Here is a 20,247-nt window from a genome sequence, read left to right as displayed (position 1 = left end):
AGATATTAGTATCTGGTACTAAAAAGAAGGTTTTTTTACAAAAAAAGAGAAGTGTAGATAGGAATCTATGAAAAAGAAAAAGGAGGCTGAAAAATGGTCAGTCAAGAAGCAGTAGTCTTTTTGGCATTATCCGGGGCTATTGCGTTTCTGTTGCCAATCGGGCTGATTGTATGGTTTAAGCGAAAGTATGGTGCCTCGCTTAAAGTGTTTTTTATTGGCGCTCTCACGTTTTTTGTCTTCGCTCAGCTGCTGGAAGGCGGCGTTCATGTTTATGTACTGCAAGTGAATGAAATGACGAAAGAAGCGATGCAGCATCCATTATGGTATGGCATTTACGGCTGCTTGATGGCCGGCATTTTTGAGGAGTGCGGAAGGTATTTGATGATGCGATTTTTTATGAAGCGCCATCATACTTGGGCAGATGGTCTGGCTTTCGGGGCAGGCCATGGCGGGCTTGAAGCCATCCTGATTACAGGCTTGTCCTCTATCTCACTTATTGTATACGCATTTGCAATCAATAGCGGGACGTTTGAACAGCTTTTGGTCAATGGCGACGTCAAACAGGCGCTTTTGCCGATACAGGAGCAGCTGCTGCATACTCCTTCGTATGAATGGATGCTGGGCGGAATAGAAAGAATCAGTGCCATTGCCGTCCAGATTGGTCTGTCTCTGCTTGTTTTGTACGCGGTTAAAAACCGCCGGCCGCTGTTTTTGCTGTATTCTATTCTTTTACATGCACTGTTTAATGTCCCGGCGGTTTTATATCAAAGAGGAATCATAGAGCATGCTGCAGCTGTTGAAATCATTGTTGCTCTTATAGCGGCTTTATCAGTTTATTGGATTGTAAAAGCAAAAAGGGTGTTTCAATAAAAGGTCCAAGCAGCAGCAATGCCCGCTTGGAAAAATGTGAATGGAAATATTCATTAAGCATGGGTCATCAGAATATTTCTGATTCAGTCTTTAGCAATGACAGCAAGAATGTCTGTGTTTTTTACAAGAGAAACAATGGTGTTTCTTTTTCTTCTTCTCGCAAGGGTCATGGCATTCTTTCTTTTTCTTGCAATGGTCGTGGAAATCTTTATCGAACCACTCGTCAAAGAACCAAAAATCATCGAACCAATCGTGACAACGACATTTCTGTTCATGTGAATGACGACAGCACATAGAAATCCCTCCTCTTCCCATGCTCTCTACAGCATATGAGAGATTGATAGGAAAAGATTGGACGGGTCCCTCGGGAAAAGAGTATATTTTAAGTAGAAAATAAAAGGAGGAATGCCCTATGACGTCCGTACGTAAAACGATGGAGCTCATTAAAGAACTTGTATCGATCCCAAGCCCGACAGGAAATACATATGAGGTGATCAATTATATTGAAAGCCTTTTAAAAGAATGGAAGGTAGAAACGGTTCGGAACCACAAGGGCGGCTTAATTGCAACGCTTCCAGGACGCGACACATCCCGGCATCGCATGCTGACAGCGCACGTTGACACCCTCGGCGCTATGGTGAAGGAAATTAAAGCGGACGGCCGGCTGAAAATCGACTTAATCGGCGGGTTCCGCTACAACTCGATTGAGGGGGAGTATTGCCAAATTGAAACCGCCTCGGGAAAAATGTACACAGGCACAATCTTAATGCATCAAACGTCTGTGCACGTATACAAAGACGCGGGAAAGGCTGAGCGGAATCAAGAGAATATGGAGATCCGCCTAGATGAACCTGTTCACTGCCGGAAAGATACGGAGGAGCTTGGCATTGGCGTCGGAGACTTTGTGTCGTTTGATCCACGTGTCGAGATCACATCAAGCGGATTTATTAAATCGCGCCATTTGGATGACAAAGCAAGCGTCGCCTTATTGCTCCGCTTAATTCATGAAATTCAAACAGAAGACATTGAGCTGCCGTATACAACCCATTTTCTTATTTCCAATAATGAAGAAATCGGTTACGGCGGGAATTCGAATATTCCTCCTGAAACAGTTGAATATTTGGCGGTTGATATGGGCGCTATTGGTGACGGGCAGGCGACAGATGAATATTCAGTATCAATCTGTGTGAAGGATGCGAGCGGGCCGTATCATTATCAGCTCAGAAAGCATTTAGTTCAATTAGCCGAGAAGCATCATATTGACTATAAGCTTGATATCTATCCGTACTACGGGTCTGATGCGTCAGCAGCGATCAAATCCGGGCATGATATTGTGCATGGCCTCATAGGGCCGGGAATTGACGCTTCCCATGCATTTGAACGCACCCATAAATCATCTCTTCGCCATACCGCTAAGCTTCTGTATTACTATGTACAGTCACCAATGGTATAAGGGGGAGGACCAATGAAGATTTATAAGCTGAAAAGCACATTCGGCTGGGAAGGTGATGACGGGTTGGGAGAACAGCTGATTCAGCAGATCCTTGCCGGAGAAAAAACCGCCACGTGCGCGCCGAAATCATTGTATTCAAAAGATGAATTGAGGGACGTTTATCAAACAGCGGGTCAGCTTGTTACCGTTTATGATAAACATGACAATCCAAGATGCAATATAAAAGTAACAGATGTCTTTGAAACCATCTTTGGTGCGCCTGATATGAGGTTAGTCAAAGGAGAGGGCAATGGAGACCGAATTGAGGAGTTTCAAGAGGATCATCGGATGGCATGGGCGGAACTGATCAAAAGCGGTGAACTGGAGCTGAATGAGGATACTGTTTTGATTACAGAGCTGTTTGTGCTTGTTAAAGATTAAAAAAGCCTGCGGGGCAAGAACCCCGCAGGCTTTTCATTAACCAGAAATGGTTGCGTTTTGTTCTGTTTTCGATTGGGACATAACAGTTTCTGCTTTCGCAGGATTAAACATGCCTTCCCATTTAGACATCACAACGGCAGCAAGCGCGTTACCAGTCAGGTTGACAACTGTTCGTGCCATATCCATGATGCGGTCTACGCCGGCAATAAAGGCAAGTCCTTCAGCCGGAACGCCGATGGTGCCAAGCGTTGCAAGCAAGACAACAAAAGAAGTACCAGGCACGGCAGCCATCCCTTTAGATGTCACCATTAAGACGAGCACAAGCGTAATCTGGTGCCAAATCGTCAAATCAATGCCATATACCTGTGCTAAAAAGAGTGCGGCAATCGATTGATAGAGAACGGAACCGTCTAAGTTAAACGTGTAACCGATCGGAATGACAAATGAAACAATGCCTTTCGGACATCCGATTTTCTCCATTTTTTCCATGATGCGCGGAAGAACCGTTTCAGAGCTGGACGTACTGAACGCCAGTAAGATTTCGTCCTTCATGTAAGCAAGGAACTTGAAGATGCTGATGCCGGCAATTTTTGCGACAATCCCGAAAATAACAATTAAGAAGAAAGCAAGCGCGACATAAACCAATCCGACGAGCTTTCCGAGAGAGATAAGAGAACCGAGTCCGAATTTAGACACAGTCACTCCGATAAGAGCGAAAACGCCGAATGGCGCCACTTTCATCACAAGGTTTACAACGTGGAACATGGCATGGGATACACCTTCAAAAAAGGCTAATACAGGCTTGCCTCTTTCACCGATTGCGGAAATACCCAATGCAAATAGTACTGTAAAGCAAATGATGGCTAGAAGATCCCCTTCGACCAATGACTGGAAGAAGTTTGTCGGCACAATATGGAGGAACGTTTCTGCCACTGATTTATTACTTTGTTCTTTTTCAGTTTCAACATATTGACTGATGTCCGATTTTTGAGCTTCGTGTATATTAACTCCTGTACCCGGATGGAAGATGTTTGCAAGGGCTAGTCCGAGAATAATGGCAAAAGTCGTGATGATCTCGAAGTACAGAATCGTTCTGAAGCCTAATTTACCGACTTGCTTTCCATTTCCTGCACCGGCTACACCGATGATTAAGCTGGAGACAACAATAGGAATCACTATCATTTTGATTAAGCGTAAAAAGAGATCCCCGATTGGCTGCAGGTAAGTAGGCAATGCTGGGTTGCCATACCAAATGACGCCAACAATGACACCTAGAATAAGTCCAACGAATATTTGTGTGGCTAATCCAAACTTAATTCTTTTCATAGATTACCTCCCAAAAAACAAAGTATCAACATATATCATGAATAGACATATATTTAATCTCACTATTAGATCAAATTATAATAGATAAGAAATCAATTCGTCTATAGTAAATTATATTTCGAAAATAAAGAATATTCAATGACATTATGATAATCACCAGAATTATCTAAAAACAGGTGAGCTTTGACCTAACCTGACTATTATTTCAAAATTAAGAGATATGTGAAAAAATAAGAAAATCCCACGCGTAAGGCGCGGGATTTTCGCTCATTACAAATCGTTTACTTTTATACAGTCATTGCAGATATTACCATAACACTCATGCTGCTCTTCTATCTTTTTTCCGCATTCCGCACACTTTTTCGAAGGCAGGTTTCTAAAAAATTCTGTGATTTTCCCCAGCATAACCAATCCCTCTTTCCCCTTTGTAGTGATTTCATTGTAATATAACAGATCACAAAAATCAATAACTGTTTTGATACAATGTTTAAAACATGCTTTTTTCAAGAAAAATGGGTATATTGAAGGAGGATCAATTTTTTTTGAAAAGATAGGAGGACATTATGAAAGTTACAGTTATCGGATGCTATGGCGGTTTTCCGGCCGCAAATGAAGCGACGTCAGGCTATTTGTTTCAGTCAGGTGATTACTCTCTGCTTGTTGATTGCGGCAGTGCCGTTTTATCTAAGCTGTTCGGATATGTGCCGGCGGAAAAGCTGGATGCGGTCGTTCTGTCTCATTATCACCATGACCATATCGCTGATATCGGGCCGCTGCAATTTGCCAAGCAAGTCGGTTCGTTTCTCGGTAAAGGAGAGCATACGCTTCCGATTTACGGACATGATGCTGATATAGAACAGTTTCAAAAGCTTACATATAAAACACATACAAAAGGGATCGCCTATCAGCCGGATCAGCCGTTGACTGCCGGTCCGTTTACGATCACCTTTTTAAAAACGATTCACCCGGTGACGTGCTATGCCATGCGGATTACTGACGGCAGCCACACTGTCGTTTATACTGCTGATTCCAGCTATCAGGATTCATTTATACCGTTTTCGAAAGATGCTGATTTATTGATCTCAGAATGCAATTTTTATGCCGATCAAGACGGAACAAGTGCAGGCCATATGAACAGCCTGGAAGCCGGGCGCATTGCAAAAGAAGCGGGAGCGGGAGAACTGCTGCTGACCCATTTGCCGCATTTTGGCGTGCATGACAATCTTCGCAAAGAAGCGAAAACCGTTTTTAGCGGAGAAGTGAATATTGCGAAATCAGGTTTTGTGTGGGAAGGATAAAGGAGGAGCACCATGTTATTTATAGACAATCAAAATATCAATGATCCGCGGATCAATCTTGCTATCGAGGAGTACTGTGTAAAGCATTTAGACCCTGAACAGCAATATTTGCTCTTTTATGTGAATCAACCGTCTATTATCATTGGGAAAAACCAAAATACAATAGAAGAAATCAATACAAAATATGTAGAGGAAAACGGGATTATCGTCGTCCGCCGTTTATCAGGCGGGGGAGCTGTGTACCATGATCTGGGGAACTTGAACTTCAGCTTTATTACCAAGGATGACGGGGACAGCTTTCATAACTTTAAAAAATTCACTGAGCCGGTGATTCAGGCGTTACATCAGCTTGGGGTTGAAGCTGAATTAAGCGGCCGGAACGACATTGTAGTGGATGGCCGGAAAATATCCGGAAACGCTCAGTTTGCAACGAAAGGCCGTATTTTCAGCCACGGCACCCTCATGTTTGATTCAGCCATTGATCATGTTGTATCAGCATTAAAGGTGAAAAAGGATAAAATTGAATCAAAAGGCATCAAATCGATCAGAAGCCGAGTAGCAAACATCAGTGAGTTTCTCGATGATAAAATGACCACCGAAGAATTCCGCAGCCATTTGCTTCGCCATATTTTTAACACAAACGACATTGGAAACGTGCCGGAGTATAAGCTGACGGAAAAAGATTGGGAGACCATTCATCAAATTTCGAAAGAGCGCTATCAGAATTGGGATTGGAACTACGGCCGCTCGCCGAAATTTAACCTTAATCATTCGAAACGTTATCCGGTTGGATCGATCGATTTGCGCCTAGAGGTCAAGAAAGGCAAAATCGAGGACTGCAAAATCTTCGGAGATTTCTTCGGTGTCGGTGATGTATCTGAAATTGAAAACCTGCTGGCCGGAAAACAATACGAACGCAGCGTCATCGCTGATGTGCTCGAAGGTGTGAATCTCAAGCATTACTTTGGGAACATTACGAAAGAGGATTTCCTTGATCTGATTTATTAAGGCAAAACACATCGTTTGAAAGAGCGGTTGTGTTTTTGAAATAATGGAGGCAGGAGGGATTCACATGAAAGTGTTTTTAATCGGAGCGAACGGACAAATCGGGCAAAGACTTGTCTCTTTATTCCAAGATAATCCTGATCATTCCATCAGAGCGATGGTCAGAAAAGAAGAACAGAAAGCGTCTCTTGAAGCTGCCGGTGCAGAAGCTGTGCTTGCGAATCTGGAGGGCAGCCCGGAAGAAATCGCCGCTGCGGCAAAAGGTTGTGACGCGATCATTTTCACAGCCGGTTCCGGCGGCAGCACAGGCTATGATAAAACGCTGCTGGTGGATCTCGATGGAGCGGCAAAAGCCATTGAAGCTGCGGACATTGCCGGAATCAAACGGTTTATTATGGTCAGCGCCCTGCAAGCCCATCACCGTGAAAATTGGAATGAGGCACTCAAGCCTTATTATGTGGCCAAGCATTATGCTGATAAAATTCTTGAAGCGAGCGGTTTAACCTATACGATTATCCGTCCGGGAGGCCTTCGCAATGAGCCTGGAACGGGAACTGTTTCAGCAGCGAAGGATCTGGAGCGGGGATTTATTTCCCGTGAGGACGTTGCAAAAACGGTCATTGCCTCTTTAGATGAGAAGAATACGGAAAATCGGGCCTTTGATCTGACAGAAGGAGATACGCCGATTGCCGAAGCATTGAAGAAACTATGACAGTATTGACACTCAGGGCTTTTTGCTCTTGAGTGTTTTTTTCTGTTTCTCTATAATGGAGGAGAAAGCTTGGCTTCAATAATGAATGACTATTCATTCACTTTAAGGGGTGGGAGAATGAATCTTGTTTCAAAATTGGAAGAAACAGCATCTGAGAAGCCCGACAGCATCGCATGCAGGTTTAAGGATCACATGATGACGTATCAAGAGCTGAATGAACATATTCAGCGATTTGCGGACGGCCTTCAGGAAGCCGGTATGGAGAAAGGGGACCATCTAGCTTTGCTGCTTGGCAATTCGCCTGATTTTATCATCGCGTTTTTTGGCGCTTTAAAAGCTGGGATCGTGGTTGTTCCCATCAATCCGTTGTACACGCCGACAGAAATTGGTTATATGCTGACAAATGGCGATGTAAAGGCAATCGTAGGCGTTAGCCAGCTTTTGCCGCTTTATGAGAGCATGCATGAGTCGCTGCCAAAGGTTGAGCTCGTCATTTTATGCCAGACGGGGGAGGCCGAGCCGGAAGCTGCGGACCCAGAGGTCAGGATGAAAATGACAACGTTTGCAAAAATATTGCGTCCGACATCAGCCGCTAAACAAAACCAAGAACTTGTCCCTGATGATACCGCGGTTATTTTATATACGTCAGGAACGACTGGAAAACCGAAAGGCGCGATGCTGACTCATCAGAATTTGTACAGCAATGCCAACGATGTTGCAGGCTATTTGGGAATGGATGAGAGGGACAATGTGGTCTGCGCTCTTCCCATGTTTCACGTGTTTTGTTTAACCGTCTGCATGAATGCACCGCTGATGAGCGGCGCAACTGTCTTGATTGAGCCTCAATTCAGTCCGGCATCTGTTTTTAAGCTTGTTAAGCAGCAGCAGGCGACCATTTTTGCCGGTGTGCCTACAATGTATAACTACTTGTTTCAGCATGAAAACGGAAAGAAAGATGATTTTTCTTCGATCAGGTTGTGCATTTCGGGAGGCGCGGCCATGCCAGTCGCGTTGCTGACGGCGTTTGAAGAAAAATTCGGTGTTACCATTTTGGAAGGCTACGGGCTCTCGGAAGCATCACCCGTCACGTGCTTTAACCCGTTTGACAGGGGCAGAAAGCCGGGCTCCATCGGGACAAGTATCTTACATGTCGAAAACAAGGTCGTAGATCCGCTCGGACGTGAGCTGCCCGCTCACCAGGTCGGCGAATTGATCGTGAAAGGCCCCAATGTGATGAAGGGCTATTATAAAATGCCGATGGAAACAGAGCATGCATTAAAAGACGGGTGGCTTTATACGGGGGACTTGGCAAGACGGGATGAGGACGGCTATTTTTACATTGTTGATCGGAAAAAAGACATGATCATTGTAGGAGGATACAATGTGTATCCGCGGGAGGTGGAGGAGGTGCTGTACAGCCATCCGGACGTCAAGGAGGCGGTTGTCATCGGCGTGCCGGACCCCCAAAGCGGGGAAGCGGTAAAGGGATATGTGGTGCCGAAACGCTCTGGGGTAACAGAGGAGGACATCATGCAGCACTGTGAAAAGCATCTGGCAAAATACAAGCGGCCTGCCGCCATTACGTTTCTTGACGATATTCCGAAAAATGCGACGGGGAAAATGCTCAGACGGGCACTGAGAGATATTTTGCCCCAATAAAATGAAAAAGCGAAGCGGTTAGCTTCGCTTTTTCATTTTCAATCCTTTGCTTCTTTTTTAATAATATTTAGCAGCGCCTTTGTATCATTTTTGCTTAATTTGTAGTATGTGCCATCCTTCAAAAAAACGGCTTGCTGGCTGCCGTCAATCCATAGTCTGAATGAGTCATACCGGTCTTTATGAAACTTGATTGTCCCTTCGTAATCAGGGGCTGATGTTTTTTCTGTCTTCACCTGTTTTCCCTGATTCATAATATCCAGCATATCTTTGACGTGCTGTCTTTTTTCAATCTCGATATCTTCCTGGCCGCTTGAAGACAGTGTGATCAAATCCGCGTCTACCGATTGATACACATCGCCTGATCGGCTGTAAAGATAAAAAAATGCGATAAACACAAGACCGATTACCACGATGGCTGCCACTATTTTTTTCATTTGCATCACTCCAAACATTGTTAGTTTTCCCAGCGATCGGGCTTTCCATGCTTAAAAGGGTGGAAAAGTGCGGAACACAGCTTGGTTCTAAGAATTTGAATTTATGATTACAATAGAAGTAACGGGTTGATGTGAGGAGTGAGGCGTTATGCGCAAGTGGATTGCGGCAGCAGGACTTGCTTACGTGCTGTACGGGCTGTTTTTTTATTGGTATTTTTTCCTGTCGGGTGATTCCGCAATACCGGAAGCCGTGAAAGGGACGCAGGCTGATCCGGCTTCTTTCATGAAGCCGTCTGAGTTGGCAGTGGCCGAGCAGTATTCGAATGTCAAGAATTTTTTATTTTTTATCGGGGTACCACTTGATTGGTTTCTGTTTTTTGTTCTGCTTGTCAGCGGTGTTTCAAAGAAAATCAAGAAATGGATCGAAGCGGCCGTGCCTTTTCGGTTTTTGCAGACCGTTGGTTTTGTGTTTGTGCTTTCGCTGATTACAACATTGGTGACGCTGCCTTTAGATTGGATAGGCTATCAAGTATCGCTTGACTATAACATTTCCACACAGACAACGGCCAGCTGGGCTAAGGATCAGGTTATCAGCTTTTGGATCAGCTTTCCAATCTTTACGCTTTGCGTTCTCGTTTTTTATTGGCTGATCAAAAGGCATGAAAAAAAATGGTGGTTATACGCCTGGCTGTTAACAGTGCCGTTTTCGCTGTTTCTGTTTTTTATTCAGCCGGTCATTATCGATCCTTTATACAATGATTTTTATCCGCTGAAAAACAAAGAGCTTGAAAGCAAAATTTTAGAGCTGGCAGATGAAGCCAATATTCCGGCTGACCATGTATATGAAGTGAACATGTCAGAAAAAACAAATGCGCTGAATGCCTATGTTACAGGAATCGGGGCCAACAAACGGATTGTATTGTGGGATACGACGCTGAACAAACTTGACGATTCAGAAATTCTGTTTATTATGGGCCACGAAATGGGCCATTATGTCATGAAGCACGTTTACATCGGTCTGGCTGGCTATTTGCTCGTGTCGCTCGCCGGATTTTATGTCATTGATAAGCTTTACAAGCGGACGGTTCGCCTAACCCGCAGCATGTTTCATTTAGAAGGGCGGCATGATCTTGCGGCACTTCCGCTGTTATTGCTTTTGTTTTCTGTTTTGAGCTTTGCGGTGACGCCTTTTTCTAATGCTGTCTCACGTTATCAGGAGAATAAGGCTGACCAGTATGGGATCGAGTTGACAGAGAACAGAGAAGCCGCTGTTAAAACGTTTCAGGATTTGGCCGTGACGGGGCTGAGCCAGGTTGATCCTCCGGTGCTTGTGAAGATTTTCAGAGGCAGCCATCCGTCGATCATGGAACGGATTCAACATGCGGAGAAAGAAGAGAATGCGCCGGAACATCAGGATGCTGACAAATAAAAAGAAGCAGGTATGGAGGAACCTGCTTCTTTTTACTATTATTGTGCAGCTGCTTGTACGTTGATTAACCCTTTTCCATAGTAGAAAGAGTTTCCAAGATATGTTGCAGTGCTTTCTAAACGATCACGGACTTGCGCGTTTGTCCAAGTCGGGTGCTTAGAAAGAATTAACGCTGCTGCTCCGGCAACGTGAGGAGTCGCCATGGACGTGCCGTTGTAAGCACCGTAAGTGCCTCCAGGAAGTGTGCTTTGGATGGATACGCCAGGAGCCATCACATCAAGCTCAGAACCTGCGCTTGAGAATGAAGCTCTTTGGTTGCTGCTGTTTACCGCACCTACCGCAATAGTGGAAGGATATTTTGCAGGGTAGCCGACTGTGCTTGAGCTTCCGGACGAACCTTCGTTTCCGGCAGCGGCAGCAACGACGATACCGCTGGAAACGGCTTTGTCAACGACTGTTTTCAGCGCTGTAGAACCAGTAGGTCCGCCAAGGCTCATGTTGATAACATCCATATTGTTGGAAATGGCCCACTCAATGCCGTTAATAATCCAGCTATATTGGCCGCTTCCTGTTGAATCAAGCACTTTTACTGCATATAACGATGCGCTTGGCGCTACGCCCAGAACACCGATTGAGTTATTAAGAGCGGCAATCGTACCGGCTACATGCGTACCGTGAGAACTGCCGTCCTGGTATGGGTTTGTTTCAGAAGGTACGAAGCTTGCTCCGCCTCTGACGTTTAAGTCAGGATGAGAAGAGTCAATTCCGCTGTCGATAACAGCTACTTTTACGTTAGAGCCTGTGTAACCTTGAGAGTGAAGAGCCGGCGCTTTAATTTGAGAAATGCCATAAGGAACAGATTGCGCATATTCATGTGCAATATGATCTTCTTCCACATATGCAACGCTCGGATCTTTTTTCAATTCTTTTACAGCTTTTTCATCCAATGTTGCTGCGGCCGCGTTAACATACTTAAATTGCTTTTGAACCTTTCCGCCTTTTTCAGAAATAACATCCTTTTTCTTGGCGGAACTCATGGCACTCATTGTCTGTTTAAATCCAACAATGTATTTCTTTTCTGTACTGCTTTTTCCGGCAGCCTGCGCAGACATGTTGCTGAACGCCATCGTAAAGATTAACGTTAACGCAAACAACAAGCTGATCCACAATTTTTTGCTTCTCACTCTTTACCCTCTCCTTTTAAAAAATTCAGAGTAGACTTACTTAAAAGACTATTCTGTGAATTTATTGTAATAGATGGAATAATATTTTAGTAGACCCATTTTTTTGAGATGATTTTATCTCTATTTAGGTATATCATCTCTCGCTATTTCCGTAGAGACTCGAAATAACTATTTTCATACAGAAAAGAACGAAAATAGACATGAGTAAATGTTCATTATGCTGAAATGTCATGCTTTTTTAGGTTAAATGCTCCTGAGTCCCTGCAAATTCCTGTCGAAAAAATTCGTTCAAATGACCTGCATATGCTTCCGTGAGAACAATGGATATTATCGTGATATTTTTTCAAAGCATGATGATAAAAGTATTCTGAAAAATAAACTTTACAGAAAAGGGATAGAATAAAAAAATTATTGAGAGGGAGGAAGAAATGAGATGAACATTCGCCAAGCAAAGACATCAGATGCAGCAGCCCTCGCACCGCTGTTTAACCAATATCGGGAATTTTATAGACAGGCATCCGATTTGCAAGGGGCGGAGGCTTTTTTGAAAGCTCGTTTGGAAAATCACGAGTCTGTTATTTTGATAGCAGAAGAAAATGGAGAATTCATAGGCTTTACCCAGCTCTATCCAACGTTTTCTTCTGTGTCAATGAAAAGGATCTACATATTAAATGACTTATTTGTCGTTCCTCATGCGCGTACAAAGGGAGCCGGCGGCCGGCTGCTTTCTGCTGCAAAGGATTATGCAGGGGAAAACGTGGCAAAATGTTTAACGCTTCAGACTGAGCACCACAACCGGAAGGCAAGAAGCTTGTATGAGCAAAACGGCTATGAAGAGGATACCGCATTTGTCCATTATTCTCTCAATGTGCCGGCGAAGTGAAAATGGCGGCTTGATGATTTGGTTTTTTGAACGTTCTTCGGTTACGATATAAATGAAAAGGAGTGTGCCGAATGTCAACGTTATTTCAAGCATTGCAGGCAGAAAAAAATGCCGATGATGTTTCAGTCCATGTGAAAACCATATCAACAGAGGATTTGCCGAAGGATGGTGTCCTGATTAAAGTTGCTTATTCCGGCATCAATTACAAAGATGGTCTGGCCGGAAAAGCAGGAGGCAATATCGTCAGAGAGTATCCGCTTATTTTAGGCATTGATGCTGCGGGTACGGTCGTTTCTTCCAAAGATCCGCGTTTTGCGGAGGGGGATGAGGTGATCGCGACAAGCTATGAGCTCGGTGTCTCCCGTGATGGCGGATTAAGTGAATACGCTTCGGTGCCTGGTGACTGGCTGGTGCCTTTGCCACAGAATCTTTCGTTAAAAGAAGCGATGGTGTACGGAACGGCGGGATTTACTGCGGCGTTATCAGTGCATCGGCTTGAACAGAACGGTCTGTCTCCGGAAAAAGGCAGCGTGCTAGTCACAGGAGCAACTGGCGGTGTCGGCGGAATTGCGGTTTCGATGCTGAACAAACGGGGCTATGATGTGGTGGCAAGCACCGGAAACCGGGAGGCGGCTGATTATTTGAAACAGCTCGGTGCAAGCGAAGTAATCAGCAGGGAAGATGTCTATGATGGAACGCTTAAGGCGCTGTCCAAGCAGAAATGGCAGGGAGCGGTTGATCCAGTCGGCGGAAAACAGCTTGCCTCGCTTTTAAGCAAAATTCAATACGGCGGATCTGTCGCAGTGAGCGGCTTAACCGGCGGAGGAGAAGTTCCGGCAACCGTGTATCCTTTTATTCTTCGCGGAGTAAGCCTGCTCGGAATCGATTCAGTATATTGTCCGATGGACGTCAGAGCCGCTGTTTGGGAGCGCATGTCTTCTGATCTCAAGCCTGATCAGCTGCTGACCATCGTGGACAGGGAAGTATCATTGGAAGAAACGCCGGGTGCGTTAAAAGATATTTTGCAAAATCGCATTCAAGGAAGAGTGATTGTGAAGCTTTAACAGGATCAGCTTGCAGAGAATGTTATTTTTCTGCAAGCTTTTTTGTGGACAGGATGATCAGCTGCTGAACTGCTGTGTCGCGAAACAAGATTTTCCTGTAAGCCGAACTTTCTCTTCTCATTTTAAAAATAATTGGTGATAATGATTCTCATTCCGTGTTATACTACTCTTGGACATCTTAACCATAGAAACTACCAACAGGAGAGACTGGAACATATGAAAAAAACACTGATTATTCTTACAGTTTTACTTCTTTCTGTCTTAACGGCTGCTTGCTCGTCTTCAAGCGGCAATCAAAACAGTAAAGAACATAAAGTGGCGGTAACACATGATTTAGGGAAGACAAATGTGCCTGAGCATCCGAAGCGGGTTGTTGTTCTTGAGCTAGGTTTTATTGATACACTGCTTGATCTCGGCATTACGCCTGTCGGGGTTGCCGATGACAACAAAGCGAAGCAGCTGATCAACAAGGATGTGCTGAAGAAAATTGACGGCTACACATCTGTCGGCACTCGCTCACAGCCAAGCATGGAAAAAATCGCTTCATTAAAACCCGATTTAATTATTGCTGACACGACCCGGCATAAGAAGGTGTACGATCAGCTGAAAAAAATAGCGCCGACGATTGCACTTAATAATTTAAATGCTGATTATCAGGATACAATTGACGCTTCGCTTACGATTGCAAAAGCAGTCGGCAAGGAGAAGGAAATGGAGAAAAAGCTGACGGCGCATGAAGAAAAGCTTAGCGAGACAAAGCAGAAAATCAGCGCGAACAGCCAGTCCGTGCTTTTGATCGGAAATACAAATGATACGATTATGGCCAGGGATGAAAACTTCTTTACATCGAGACTTTTAACACAGGTCGGCTATCGATATGCAATCAGTACGTCAGGCAATAGCGATTCAAGCAATGGCGGCGACTCTGTGAATATGAAAATGACACTGGAGCAGCTGCTGAAAACAGATCCGGATGTGATCATCCTGATGACAGGAAAAACAGATGACCTCGACGCCGACGGTAAACGCCCGATCGAAAAGAATGTCCTTTGGAAAAAACTGAAGGCAGTGAAAAACGGGCATGTATACCATGTGGACCGTGCGGTGTGGTCTCTGCGCCGCAGTGTAGACGGGGCGAATGCCATTTTGGACGAGCTTCAAAAAGAGATGCCGGCTGCTAAGAAATAAAAGAAAAGACAGGCAAACGCCTGTCTTTTTCTTATTTGATAAAGCCGGATAAGTGGCTGTTAATATTATAGTCTTTTATCCGCCATTTTTCTTCTGCAAATTCAATGTTGCTGAGGCAGGCGTTGACGAGACGGGTGCTTTGAAGCTCCGGGTCACCGCCGGATATTTCCGTCAGCAGGGCGTGAATTGCCGCACCGTGCGCCACGATCAGCACCTTCTTGTTTGGATACGCCTGGTTCACTTTTGCCAAACCGCCCATCAGCCTGTCAGTGAGTTCTTCTAACGTTTCCATATTCGGATAGATGTTATCTGGATAGCGCTTTGTCCGTTCCTCCAGCGGCATGCCCTCCGCATCGCCGTAATCGCGTTCCTTAAAATCATCCATCTCGACTATCGGAAGATGCAGATATTCATTAATAATTTCCGCGGTTCTTTTCGCTCTTTTCAGCGGGCTCGTCACAATAATATCCCAAGAAAAGTCCTTTACATATTCTCCGGTTTCTCTGGCTTGGCGTTCACCTGTTGTGTTTAGCGGAATATCGGTTTTTCCTTGGCATTTTTGCTGCAGGTTCCAATCGGTTTCTCCATGTCTTACTAAACAAACGGCTGTCATAAAATCCCCTTCCTGACTTTATTCATATCGCTATTATACTAAATCGAAAGCGTGTGTCCTATGAAAAAGCCTATGCAAGAACTTCAAATAATAAAGCAAGTCCAATTCCGCCGCCGCTTCCGATGGCTGCAACCACATATTGACAGTCTGTCCGTCTTTTCGCTTCATAAAACAATCTGGTTACCAGAGCTGCACCTGATGCACCGTACGGATGGCCAAGAGCTAAGGCGCCGCCGCGCACATTGATTTTTGAAAAGGGAATGCCGAGTTCTTGCGAGCAGACACAAATTTTGACGGCAAAGGCTTCATTGATTTCAAATAAACCGATATCCTCAGGTGTTACATCGTGTGTATGTAAGAGGTTACGGATCGCATCAACCGGTGCCGCGGGCGGATAGTTGGGGTGAATCCCACTGACTGCGCTGCCGATAAACCGGAGCACAGGCTTAAGTCCCAGGGCTGCCGCTTTTTCTTCTTCCATTACCAAAAGAGCCGCTGCTCCGTCTGCTATGCCGCTGCTGTTGGCTGCTGTGACTGTTCCGGAGCTGGTGTCGAAAACCGGCTTTGCACGGGGAATAATCGCTTCTATTGGCCGCGTTTTCAAAAATGCTTCGTCCGTCTCCAATTCCCCGAGAGGAACAATTTCTTCACGGTAAAATCCTCCATCATGCGCGTTCCTGCTGCGTTGATGGCTGAGAAGGGCGTACTCATCCTGCATGCTTCTGCTGATGGAATAGCGTGCAGCCGTATATTCTGCCGCAATGCCCATGTCTGGATCGCCGATGGCATCTGGAGAAAAGCGGGCCCGTTCTGAAAAAGGGGATTGGCTGCTGCTTTCTGAGCCGCCCGCGATATACATCGTGCCGGCTCCCGCTTGAATAAGGCTGCAGGCATAGCGCACAGCTTCAAGGCCGGAGCCGCACTGTCTGTCAATTGTCATTCCGGGAACTGATAAAGGCAGTCCGGCTTGAAGGGCTGACAGTCTGGCGAGGTTGCCGCCTCTGCCGGTAGCGTTTCCGAGAATGACCTCGTCAACTTGATCCTCTAGCTTTCGGCTGAGACAGCGGATGATGGGAGCTGACAAATCCTCCGGCAGGAAGGGCTTCAGCAGTCCGTTTTGATTTCCAAAGATCGTTCGTTTTGCATCAACAATAACCGCATTCATTTATACTGTATACTCTCTTCCAGCCATTTTTTCACTCTGGAACGGGCAATTTTTCCGCTGCTCGTTTCCGGCAAGCTGTCTGCAAACACCCATTTTTTCGGGATTTTGTAGGAGGCTAATTTCTGTTTACACAAGGCTTTCAGTGTTCTGGCATTAGCGTTTCCATGAATGACAGCTACAGCGATTTCTCCCCAATACTCGTCGGGAATGCCAACGACAGCCGCGCTTTCAACCTCTGGGCAGGCGAGAAGCACACGTTCAATTTCTTCTGGGAAAATATTTAATCCTCCGTACACGATCATCCCGTTTTCTCTTCCTGATATGTATAGAAAGCCCTCTTCATCAACATAGCCCATATCATCCACTGTTATCCATTCATCTGGTGTGCTGCCGTTCACATAGCCGGAAAACCGCATCGGGCTTTTGACAAATATTTTTCCGACTTCCCCTGGCTGACAGCGTTCTCCTCCAGCGTTGCGGATTTCGATCCGGACATTATGAAAAGGGCGGCCCGCTGAATGAGGCTTCCGTTTGCTGTCTTCCGGTGAAGAAAACGTAACAAAACTTAGCTCTGATGTGCCGTAAAAATCGTACAGCTTGAGATGAGGCCATGCAGCGGCAAGCTTCTCCTTGGGTTCTGCCGGCCAGTCTGCGCCGGATGAAATGATTTTGACGGGACTGTCGGGAAAACCCTCAATCCTTGTGAGGGCGTCTGTCATCGTCGGTACGGTATAGAGAACACTGATGGATTCACGGCTCAGCCATTCCTTCGTTTTGGCAGGAGAAAACTTTTTCAGCAAACAAACGGTTCCTCCGAGAAACAAGGTGCTGACAGCCCCATATAGGAAGTGAGAGGACATTAACGCTCCGGGAATCAGAACCTTATCATCTGATGAAATCGAAAAATCTGTTTCTGTACAGGTAAAGCTCTCCATCCATGAGCGGTGAGATCGCGTAAAGGCCTTCGGTTTTCCTGTCGAGCCCGACGTAAATCCCATATAAAAAGGGTGCTCCGGATCAATGGTAGGCAAGGGATCAGCGGCTGCCTCAGAAATATCTGCCATACAGTTATCCAGCAATACAACAGGTGTCTGGCTATCTGTCAGTTTGTTTTTGAAAAAGGCTAAAGTAACCACAAGATCCGCATTGCTTATGGACAGCCGCTCCTTACATTCAGCCGGGCTCCAGCGTGTGTCGATGGGAATGGCCGTACATCCAGCCGCTGCGGCTCCGGCAAACAGCTGTAAAAACGCGAGACTATTTGGGAGCAGGATCGCCACACGATTCGGCATGCTCGGCTGTGACCGCAGCCAATTTGCGGTTTGAGAGACAAGCCGATCCCAATCATGGTACGTGATTTGCTCCGATTCAGTCTGGATCGCTACACGGCCGGGCGATGTTTCGGCAGTAGATGAATAGGTATGAGTAATTGTCATGTATTGTCATCCTCCTTTTGTAAACATCGTATCAGAAAGAGACAAGGCTTGAGTGATTTTTATCGCCAGAAATGCAGATACAGCCGCTTTTATCAAATCACCAGGCACATATGCAAGGCTCATGAAGGCGGCCTGTGACAAATCAATATGCATGATAAAAGCTTGTACCGGTATACCAAGCAGATAAATAAAGATGATGCCGAATACGATATGAGTGAAAAAGAGACGCAATACTGTCACCTTCCGCAGCCTGTTAGCGGCTAAACTGATCAGCCATGAAGCGAGGGGATAAGCAATCAAAAAGCCTGCGCTCGGTCCGAAAAACACACCAAAACCGCCTCGTCCGCCGGGCAACAGCGGCGCTCCGAAGGCGACGAGCAGCAAAAAGACAAGCTGGCTTAAGAAAGCAGACTTTGGCCTGAGAATGCTGCCTGCCAACATGACACCAAGCGTTTGCAATGTAATCGGAACGGGTGTAAAGGATAAGAAGAGAGGGGGCATAAAGCCGAGCACTGCCATCAGCGCGGTGAAAATCGCAATATGCATCATGTCGATTAATTTCAGCATGTGAAATCCTCCAAAAAGTAATCAAATATGGTTATACAATAAATGCAGGTAATTATTATGTCAACTGATTTTTAATTTAAGTTTACATAATGAACGCAAAAAAACCGGCCGTATGGCAGACCGGTTTTTGATGGTTATTCTTCTGTCAGGATGACAAGCGAATCAACGGAAGCGGCCACATGGGAAACGGCGCGGCTGACTTCCTGAAGCCCTCCAAGAAAGGCTTGCAGATCGACGTCGATTTTGCCTGATTGCTCTTTGCTGATTTTCATGCTGTGGACGATTTCATCGAATAAGCGGTTAATTTGCGTCATTTTTTCTTTACTTTCGCTGACTAGCTCATTCACGTCTTTGATATGCTTGGATACAATGTTGATTTGTGTATTCGTATTGTTCACAAGCTCAGAAACAGTAGAGACGGTTTTTTTCGTATCCTCAGAAAGCTTCCGCACTTCATTTGCCACGACAGCAAAGCCTTTGCCGTGTTCTCCGGCGCGGGCGGATTCAATAGATGCATTGAGCGAGAGAAGGTTTGTTTGTTCAGCTATGCCTGTGACGATGCCGAAGATTTTTTCAATTTGCTGCGCGATTTCATCCAGCTTGACCATTTCTTTTTCGATTTGGACAAGGCTTGTGTCAATTTTGTTCATCTGTTTTTGCTGGACTTCTAGCTCTTTTTTTCCGCCGATCGACTTTTCTTCAACAGTGCTGGATGTTACAGTGCCGGCTTTGGATGCTTGAGAAATGCCTTCAGATTTGTCCACAAGCTCTTGAACTGATCTGCTTGTTTCTGAAAACAGATTGGCAATCGATCCAGAGGTTTCTTGAATTTTCTGATGAAGAAGGTTTTTCTTTTCTTCTTGTTCATCACGGGTCTGGTTGTACTCGCTTTGAAACGCTTCAAGGACAAGCTGCTGTTCTAAGTTCAAGATTTTTGTTGTTGCTTTAATGGCTTTTAGCAGTTCTTGCTGATTTGTAATGGACGCTTCATAAATGTCAATCATTGACAAAAGGAGCTCTTGAAACGCACCCATATACCATTTTGGCAAAAGGCCGATTCTTAAATGGATGGAGGCGATTCGGTTACGCTTTTCAATAAATTCATCATCGATAACGCCTGCAAACATTTCCTGAATATGCCGTTTTAACGTTTGTTTTAAGCGGTCAACTGAGCTGTGATCATTAATGATATCCATCAATGAGCTTTCATGGTCAAGGTTTTTATAAAACGCATCGACGATATTTACGATATTTTCTTGAATGAGTGGCTGAAGCTGCTCTAACACATAAAGCTCAGCATCTCCCAACCTGACCATTTTGAGCTGTTTTTTGACATCTGCATGTTTGTTTGTGAGCTGAATGCGGTTTTTTTGTTGTCCGTTTGAATCTGAAAAGTAAGCTGTTTCTTGTTTTCTGTCTTTTTTAAATAACAATACAATGATCCCCCTTGGGAAAAATATAATTTTTACTTTTTGGCTTTTTAAGCCTTTTTCTTTTTTATCGGCCAAGGGAAACATGAATGAAGCTGCAGATGAAAAATA

General features: G+C 45.0%; 21 protein-coding genes and 1 pseudogene. 12 read left to right on the top strand and 10 right to left on the bottom strand.

All coding sequences use genetic code 11. The features are described from left to right. Window positions 1-93 precede the first annotated feature (93 nt). The 4 genes from BGM23_RS16560 (at window position 94) to BGM23_RS16545 (ending at window position 2,743) form a co-directional block, all read left to right on the top strand. Window positions 94-870 (top strand): YhfC family intramembrane metalloprotease, encoded by a 777-nt coding sequence (locus tag BGM23_RS16560; RefSeq protein ID WP_003233198.1) that lies wholly within the window; start codon window positions 94-96, stop codon window positions 868-870. 114 nt (window positions 871-984) lie between these two features. After that, a complete protein-coding gene (locus BGM23_RS22035) occupies window positions 985-1,149 on the top strand; it encodes a hypothetical protein (RefSeq protein ID WP_170295641.1) in 165 nt (54 codons plus the stop codon). 133 nt (window positions 1,150-1,282) lie between these two features. Further along, the gene (locus BGM23_RS16550) at window positions 1,283-2,323 is read left to right on the top strand and encodes a M42 family metallopeptidase (protein WP_009966936.1); all 1,041 of its coding nucleotides are present in this window, start codon (window positions 1,283-1,285) and stop codon (window positions 2,321-2,323) included. A gap of 12 nt (window positions 2,324-2,335) precedes the next feature. Continuing rightward, window positions 2,336-2,743: an ASCH domain-containing protein gene (locus tag BGM23_RS16545; RefSeq protein WP_015252434.1), complete on the top strand. Its 408-nt coding sequence runs from the start codon at window positions 2,336-2,338 to the stop codon at window positions 2,741-2,743. A gap of 36 nt (window positions 2,744-2,779) precedes the next feature. On the opposite strand, the gene gltT is transcribed toward BGM23_RS16545, so the two are convergent. Beyond that, window positions 2,780-4,069: a glutamate/proton symporter GltT gene (gene gltT / locus BGM23_RS16540; protein WP_003245579.1), complete on the bottom strand. Its 1,290-nt coding sequence runs from the start codon at window positions 4,067-4,069 to the stop codon at window positions 2,780-2,782. Window positions 4,070-4,339: 270 nt separating this feature from the next. Beyond that, the gene (gene yhfH, locus BGM23_RS16535; protein ID WP_003244802.1) at window positions 4,340-4,474 is read right to left on the bottom strand and encodes a protein YhfH; all 135 of its coding nucleotides are present in this window, start codon (window positions 4,472-4,474) and stop codon (window positions 4,340-4,342) included. A gap of 158 nt (window positions 4,475-4,632) precedes the next feature. Between yhfH and BGM23_RS16530 the strand changes: the two genes are divergently transcribed. From BGM23_RS16530 to lcfB, 4 genes are all read left to right on the top strand, one after another. After that, window positions 4,633-5,367: an MBL fold metallo-hydrolase gene (locus tag BGM23_RS16530; protein ID WP_029726303.1), complete on the top strand. Its 735-nt coding sequence runs from the start codon at window positions 4,633-4,635 to the stop codon at window positions 5,365-5,367. Window positions 5,368-5,379: 12 nt separating this feature from the next. Further along, window positions 5,380-6,375 (top strand): lipoate--protein ligase, encoded by a 996-nt coding sequence (gene lplJ / locus BGM23_RS16525; RefSeq protein ID WP_029726302.1) that lies wholly within the window; start codon window positions 5,380-5,382, stop codon window positions 6,373-6,375. A gap of 64 nt (window positions 6,376-6,439) precedes the next feature. Beyond that, window positions 6,440-7,084, top strand: coding sequence for an SDR family oxidoreductase (locus BGM23_RS16520; RefSeq protein ID WP_029726301.1), 645 nt, complete (start codon window positions 6,440-6,442; stop codon window positions 7,082-7,084). Window positions 7,085-7,201: 117 nt separating this feature from the next. Beyond that, on the top strand, window positions 7,202-8,743 hold the full coding sequence (gene lcfB, locus BGM23_RS16515; protein ID WP_029726300.1) for a long-chain-fatty-acid--CoA ligase LcfB: 1,542 nt from the start codon (window positions 7,202-7,204) through the stop codon (window positions 8,741-8,743). A 38-nt stretch (window positions 8,744-8,781) separates the two neighbouring features. On the opposite strand, the gene BGM23_RS16510 is transcribed toward lcfB, so the two are convergent. After that, the gene (locus tag BGM23_RS16510) at window positions 8,782-9,177 is read right to left on the bottom strand and encodes a YhfM domain-containing protein (protein WP_003245187.1); all 396 of its coding nucleotides are present in this window, start codon (window positions 9,175-9,177) and stop codon (window positions 8,782-8,784) included. Between the two features lie 148 nt (window positions 9,178-9,325). Between BGM23_RS16510 and BGM23_RS16505 the strand changes: the two genes are divergently transcribed. Continuing rightward, complete coding sequence (locus BGM23_RS16505) at window positions 9,326-10,606, top strand: M48 family metallopeptidase (protein WP_003233175.1); 1,281 nt, start codon at window positions 9,326-9,328, stop codon at window positions 10,604-10,606. A gap of 38 nt (window positions 10,607-10,644) precedes the next feature. Here the strand turns inward: BGM23_RS16505 and aprE are convergent, their stop codons facing one another. Next, window positions 10,645-11,790: a subtilisin AprE gene (aprE, locus tag BGM23_RS16500; RefSeq protein WP_029726299.1), complete on the bottom strand. Its 1,146-nt coding sequence runs from the start codon at window positions 11,788-11,790 to the stop codon at window positions 10,645-10,647. Between the two features lie 433 nt (window positions 11,791-12,223). Here aprE and BGM23_RS16495 point away from each other — a divergent pair, with 433 nt between their 5' ends. The 3 genes from BGM23_RS16495 (at window position 12,224) to BGM23_RS16485 (ending at window position 14,925) form a co-directional block, all read left to right on the top strand. Further along, window positions 12,224-12,673, top strand: a complete 450-nt coding sequence (locus BGM23_RS16495) for a GNAT family N-acetyltransferase (protein ID WP_029726298.1) — start codon at window positions 12,224-12,226, stop codon at window positions 12,671-12,673. A 71-nt stretch (window positions 12,674-12,744) separates the two neighbouring features. Continuing rightward, window positions 12,745-13,737: an NADPH:quinone oxidoreductase family protein gene (locus BGM23_RS16490; protein ID WP_029726297.1), complete on the top strand. Its 993-nt coding sequence runs from the start codon at window positions 12,745-12,747 to the stop codon at window positions 13,735-13,737. Window positions 13,738-13,953: 216 nt separating this feature from the next. Then, a complete protein-coding gene (locus BGM23_RS16485; protein WP_003233159.1) occupies window positions 13,954-14,925 on the top strand; it encodes an ABC transporter substrate-binding protein in 972 nt (323 codons plus the stop codon). Between the two features lie 31 nt (window positions 14,926-14,956). On the opposite strand, the gene phoE is transcribed toward BGM23_RS16485, so the two are convergent. The 6 genes and pseudogenes from phoE to BGM23_RS22415 form a co-directional block, all read right to left on the bottom strand. After that, on the bottom strand, window positions 14,957-15,538 hold the full coding sequence (gene phoE / locus BGM23_RS16480; RefSeq protein ID WP_017695347.1) for a phosphatase PhoE: 582 nt from the start codon (window positions 15,536-15,538) through the stop codon (window positions 14,957-14,959). Between the two features lie 70 nt (window positions 15,539-15,608). Continuing rightward, window positions 15,609-16,703 carry an acetyl-CoA C-acyltransferase gene (locus BGM23_RS16475; RefSeq protein WP_038427577.1) on the bottom strand — a complete coding sequence of 365 codons (1,095 nt, stop codon included), beginning with the start codon at window positions 16,701-16,703 and terminating at the stop codon, window positions 15,609-15,611. Then, entirely contained in the window at window positions 16,700-18,139 is a 1,440-nt protein-coding gene (locus BGM23_RS16470; RefSeq protein ID WP_038427578.1) for an acyl-CoA synthetase, read from the bottom strand. Before BGM23_RS16470 ends, BGM23_RS16475 begins: the two co-directional genes overlap by 4 nt. A gap of 6 nt (window positions 18,140-18,145) precedes the next feature. Next, window positions 18,146-18,706, bottom strand: a complete 561-nt coding sequence (locus BGM23_RS16465; protein ID WP_003233151.1) for a biotin transporter BioY — start codon at window positions 18,704-18,706, stop codon at window positions 18,146-18,148. A 134-nt stretch (window positions 18,707-18,840) separates the two neighbouring features. After that, window positions 18,841-19,356 (bottom strand): methyl-accepting chemotaxis protein, encoded by a 516-nt coding sequence (locus tag BGM23_RS22420; protein WP_326255844.1) that lies wholly within the window; start codon window positions 19,354-19,356, stop codon window positions 18,841-18,843. 240 nt (window positions 19,357-19,596) lie between these two features. Further along, window positions 19,597-20,223 (bottom strand): annotated as a pseudogene (locus tag BGM23_RS22415) (protoglobin domain-containing protein); the annotation flags it as partial. Between the last annotated feature and the right edge of the window lie 24 nt (window positions 20,224-20,247).

Source organism: Bacillus sp. FJAT-14266, from assembly GCF_001719225.1.
Classification (GTDB): Bacteria; Bacillota; Bacilli; order Bacillales; family Bacillaceae; genus Bacillus; species Bacillus subtilis.
This window is presented reverse-complemented; position numbering and strand designations above follow the sequence as displayed.

Coding starts and splice junctions, on each gene's coding strand:
- BGM23_RS16495 (WP_029726298.1), top strand. CDS start 12,224: ATGAACATTCGCCAAGCAAAGACATCAGATGCAGCAGCCCTCGCACCG.
- BGM23_RS16510 (WP_003245187.1), bottom strand. CDS start 9,177: ATGAAAAAAATAGTGGCAGCCATCGTGGTAATCGGTCTTGTGTTTATC.
- BGM23_RS16520 (WP_029726301.1), top strand. CDS start 6,440: ATGAAAGTGTTTTTAATCGGAGCGAACGGACAAATCGGGCAAAGACTT.
- BGM23_RS16485 (WP_003233159.1), top strand. CDS start 13,954: ATGAAAAAAACACTGATTATTCTTACAGTTTTACTTCTTTCTGTCTTA.
- BGM23_RS16465 (WP_003233151.1), bottom strand. CDS start 18,706: ATGCTGAAATTAATCGACATGATGCATATTGCGATTTTCACCGCGCTG.
- BGM23_RS16470 (WP_038427578.1), bottom strand. CDS start 18,139: ATGACAATTACTCATACCTATTCATCTACTGCCGAAACATCGCCCGGC.
- BGM23_RS16505 (WP_003233175.1), top strand. CDS start 9,326: ATGCGCAAGTGGATTGCGGCAGCAGGACTTGCTTACGTGCTGTACGGG.
- lplJ (WP_029726302.1), top strand. CDS start 5,380: ATGTTATTTATAGACAATCAAAATATCAATGATCCGCGGATCAATCTT.
- BGM23_RS16490 (WP_029726297.1), top strand. CDS start 12,745: ATGTCAACGTTATTTCAAGCATTGCAGGCAGAAAAAAATGCCGATGAT.
- BGM23_RS22420 (WP_326255844.1), bottom strand. CDS start 19,356: ATGAACAAAATTGACACAAGCCTTGTCCAAATCGAAAAAGAAATGGTC.
- yhfH (WP_003244802.1), bottom strand. CDS start 4,474: ATGCTGGGGAAAATCACAGAATTTTTTAGAAACCTGCCTTCGAAAAAG.
- BGM23_RS16475 (WP_038427577.1), bottom strand. CDS start 16,703: ATGAATGCGGTTATTGTTGATGCAAAACGAACGATCTTTGGAAATCAA.
- lcfB (WP_029726300.1), top strand. CDS start 7,202: ATGAATCTTGTTTCAAAATTGGAAGAAACAGCATCTGAGAAGCCCGAC.
- BGM23_RS16560 (WP_003233198.1), top strand. CDS start 94: ATGGTCAGTCAAGAAGCAGTAGTCTTTTTGGCATTATCCGGGGCTATT.
- BGM23_RS16550 (WP_009966936.1), top strand. CDS start 1,283: ATGACGTCCGTACGTAAAACGATGGAGCTCATTAAAGAACTTGTATCG.
- phoE (WP_017695347.1), bottom strand. CDS start 15,538: ATGACAGCCGTTTGTTTAGTAAGACATGGAGAAACCGATTGGAACCTG.
- BGM23_RS16530 (WP_029726303.1), top strand. CDS start 4,633: ATGAAAGTTACAGTTATCGGATGCTATGGCGGTTTTCCGGCCGCAAAT.
- gltT (WP_003245579.1), bottom strand. CDS start 4,069: ATGAAAAGAATTAAGTTTGGATTAGCCACACAAATATTCGTTGGACTT.
- BGM23_RS16545 (WP_015252434.1), top strand. CDS start 2,336: ATGAAGATTTATAAGCTGAAAAGCACATTCGGCTGGGAAGGTGATGAC.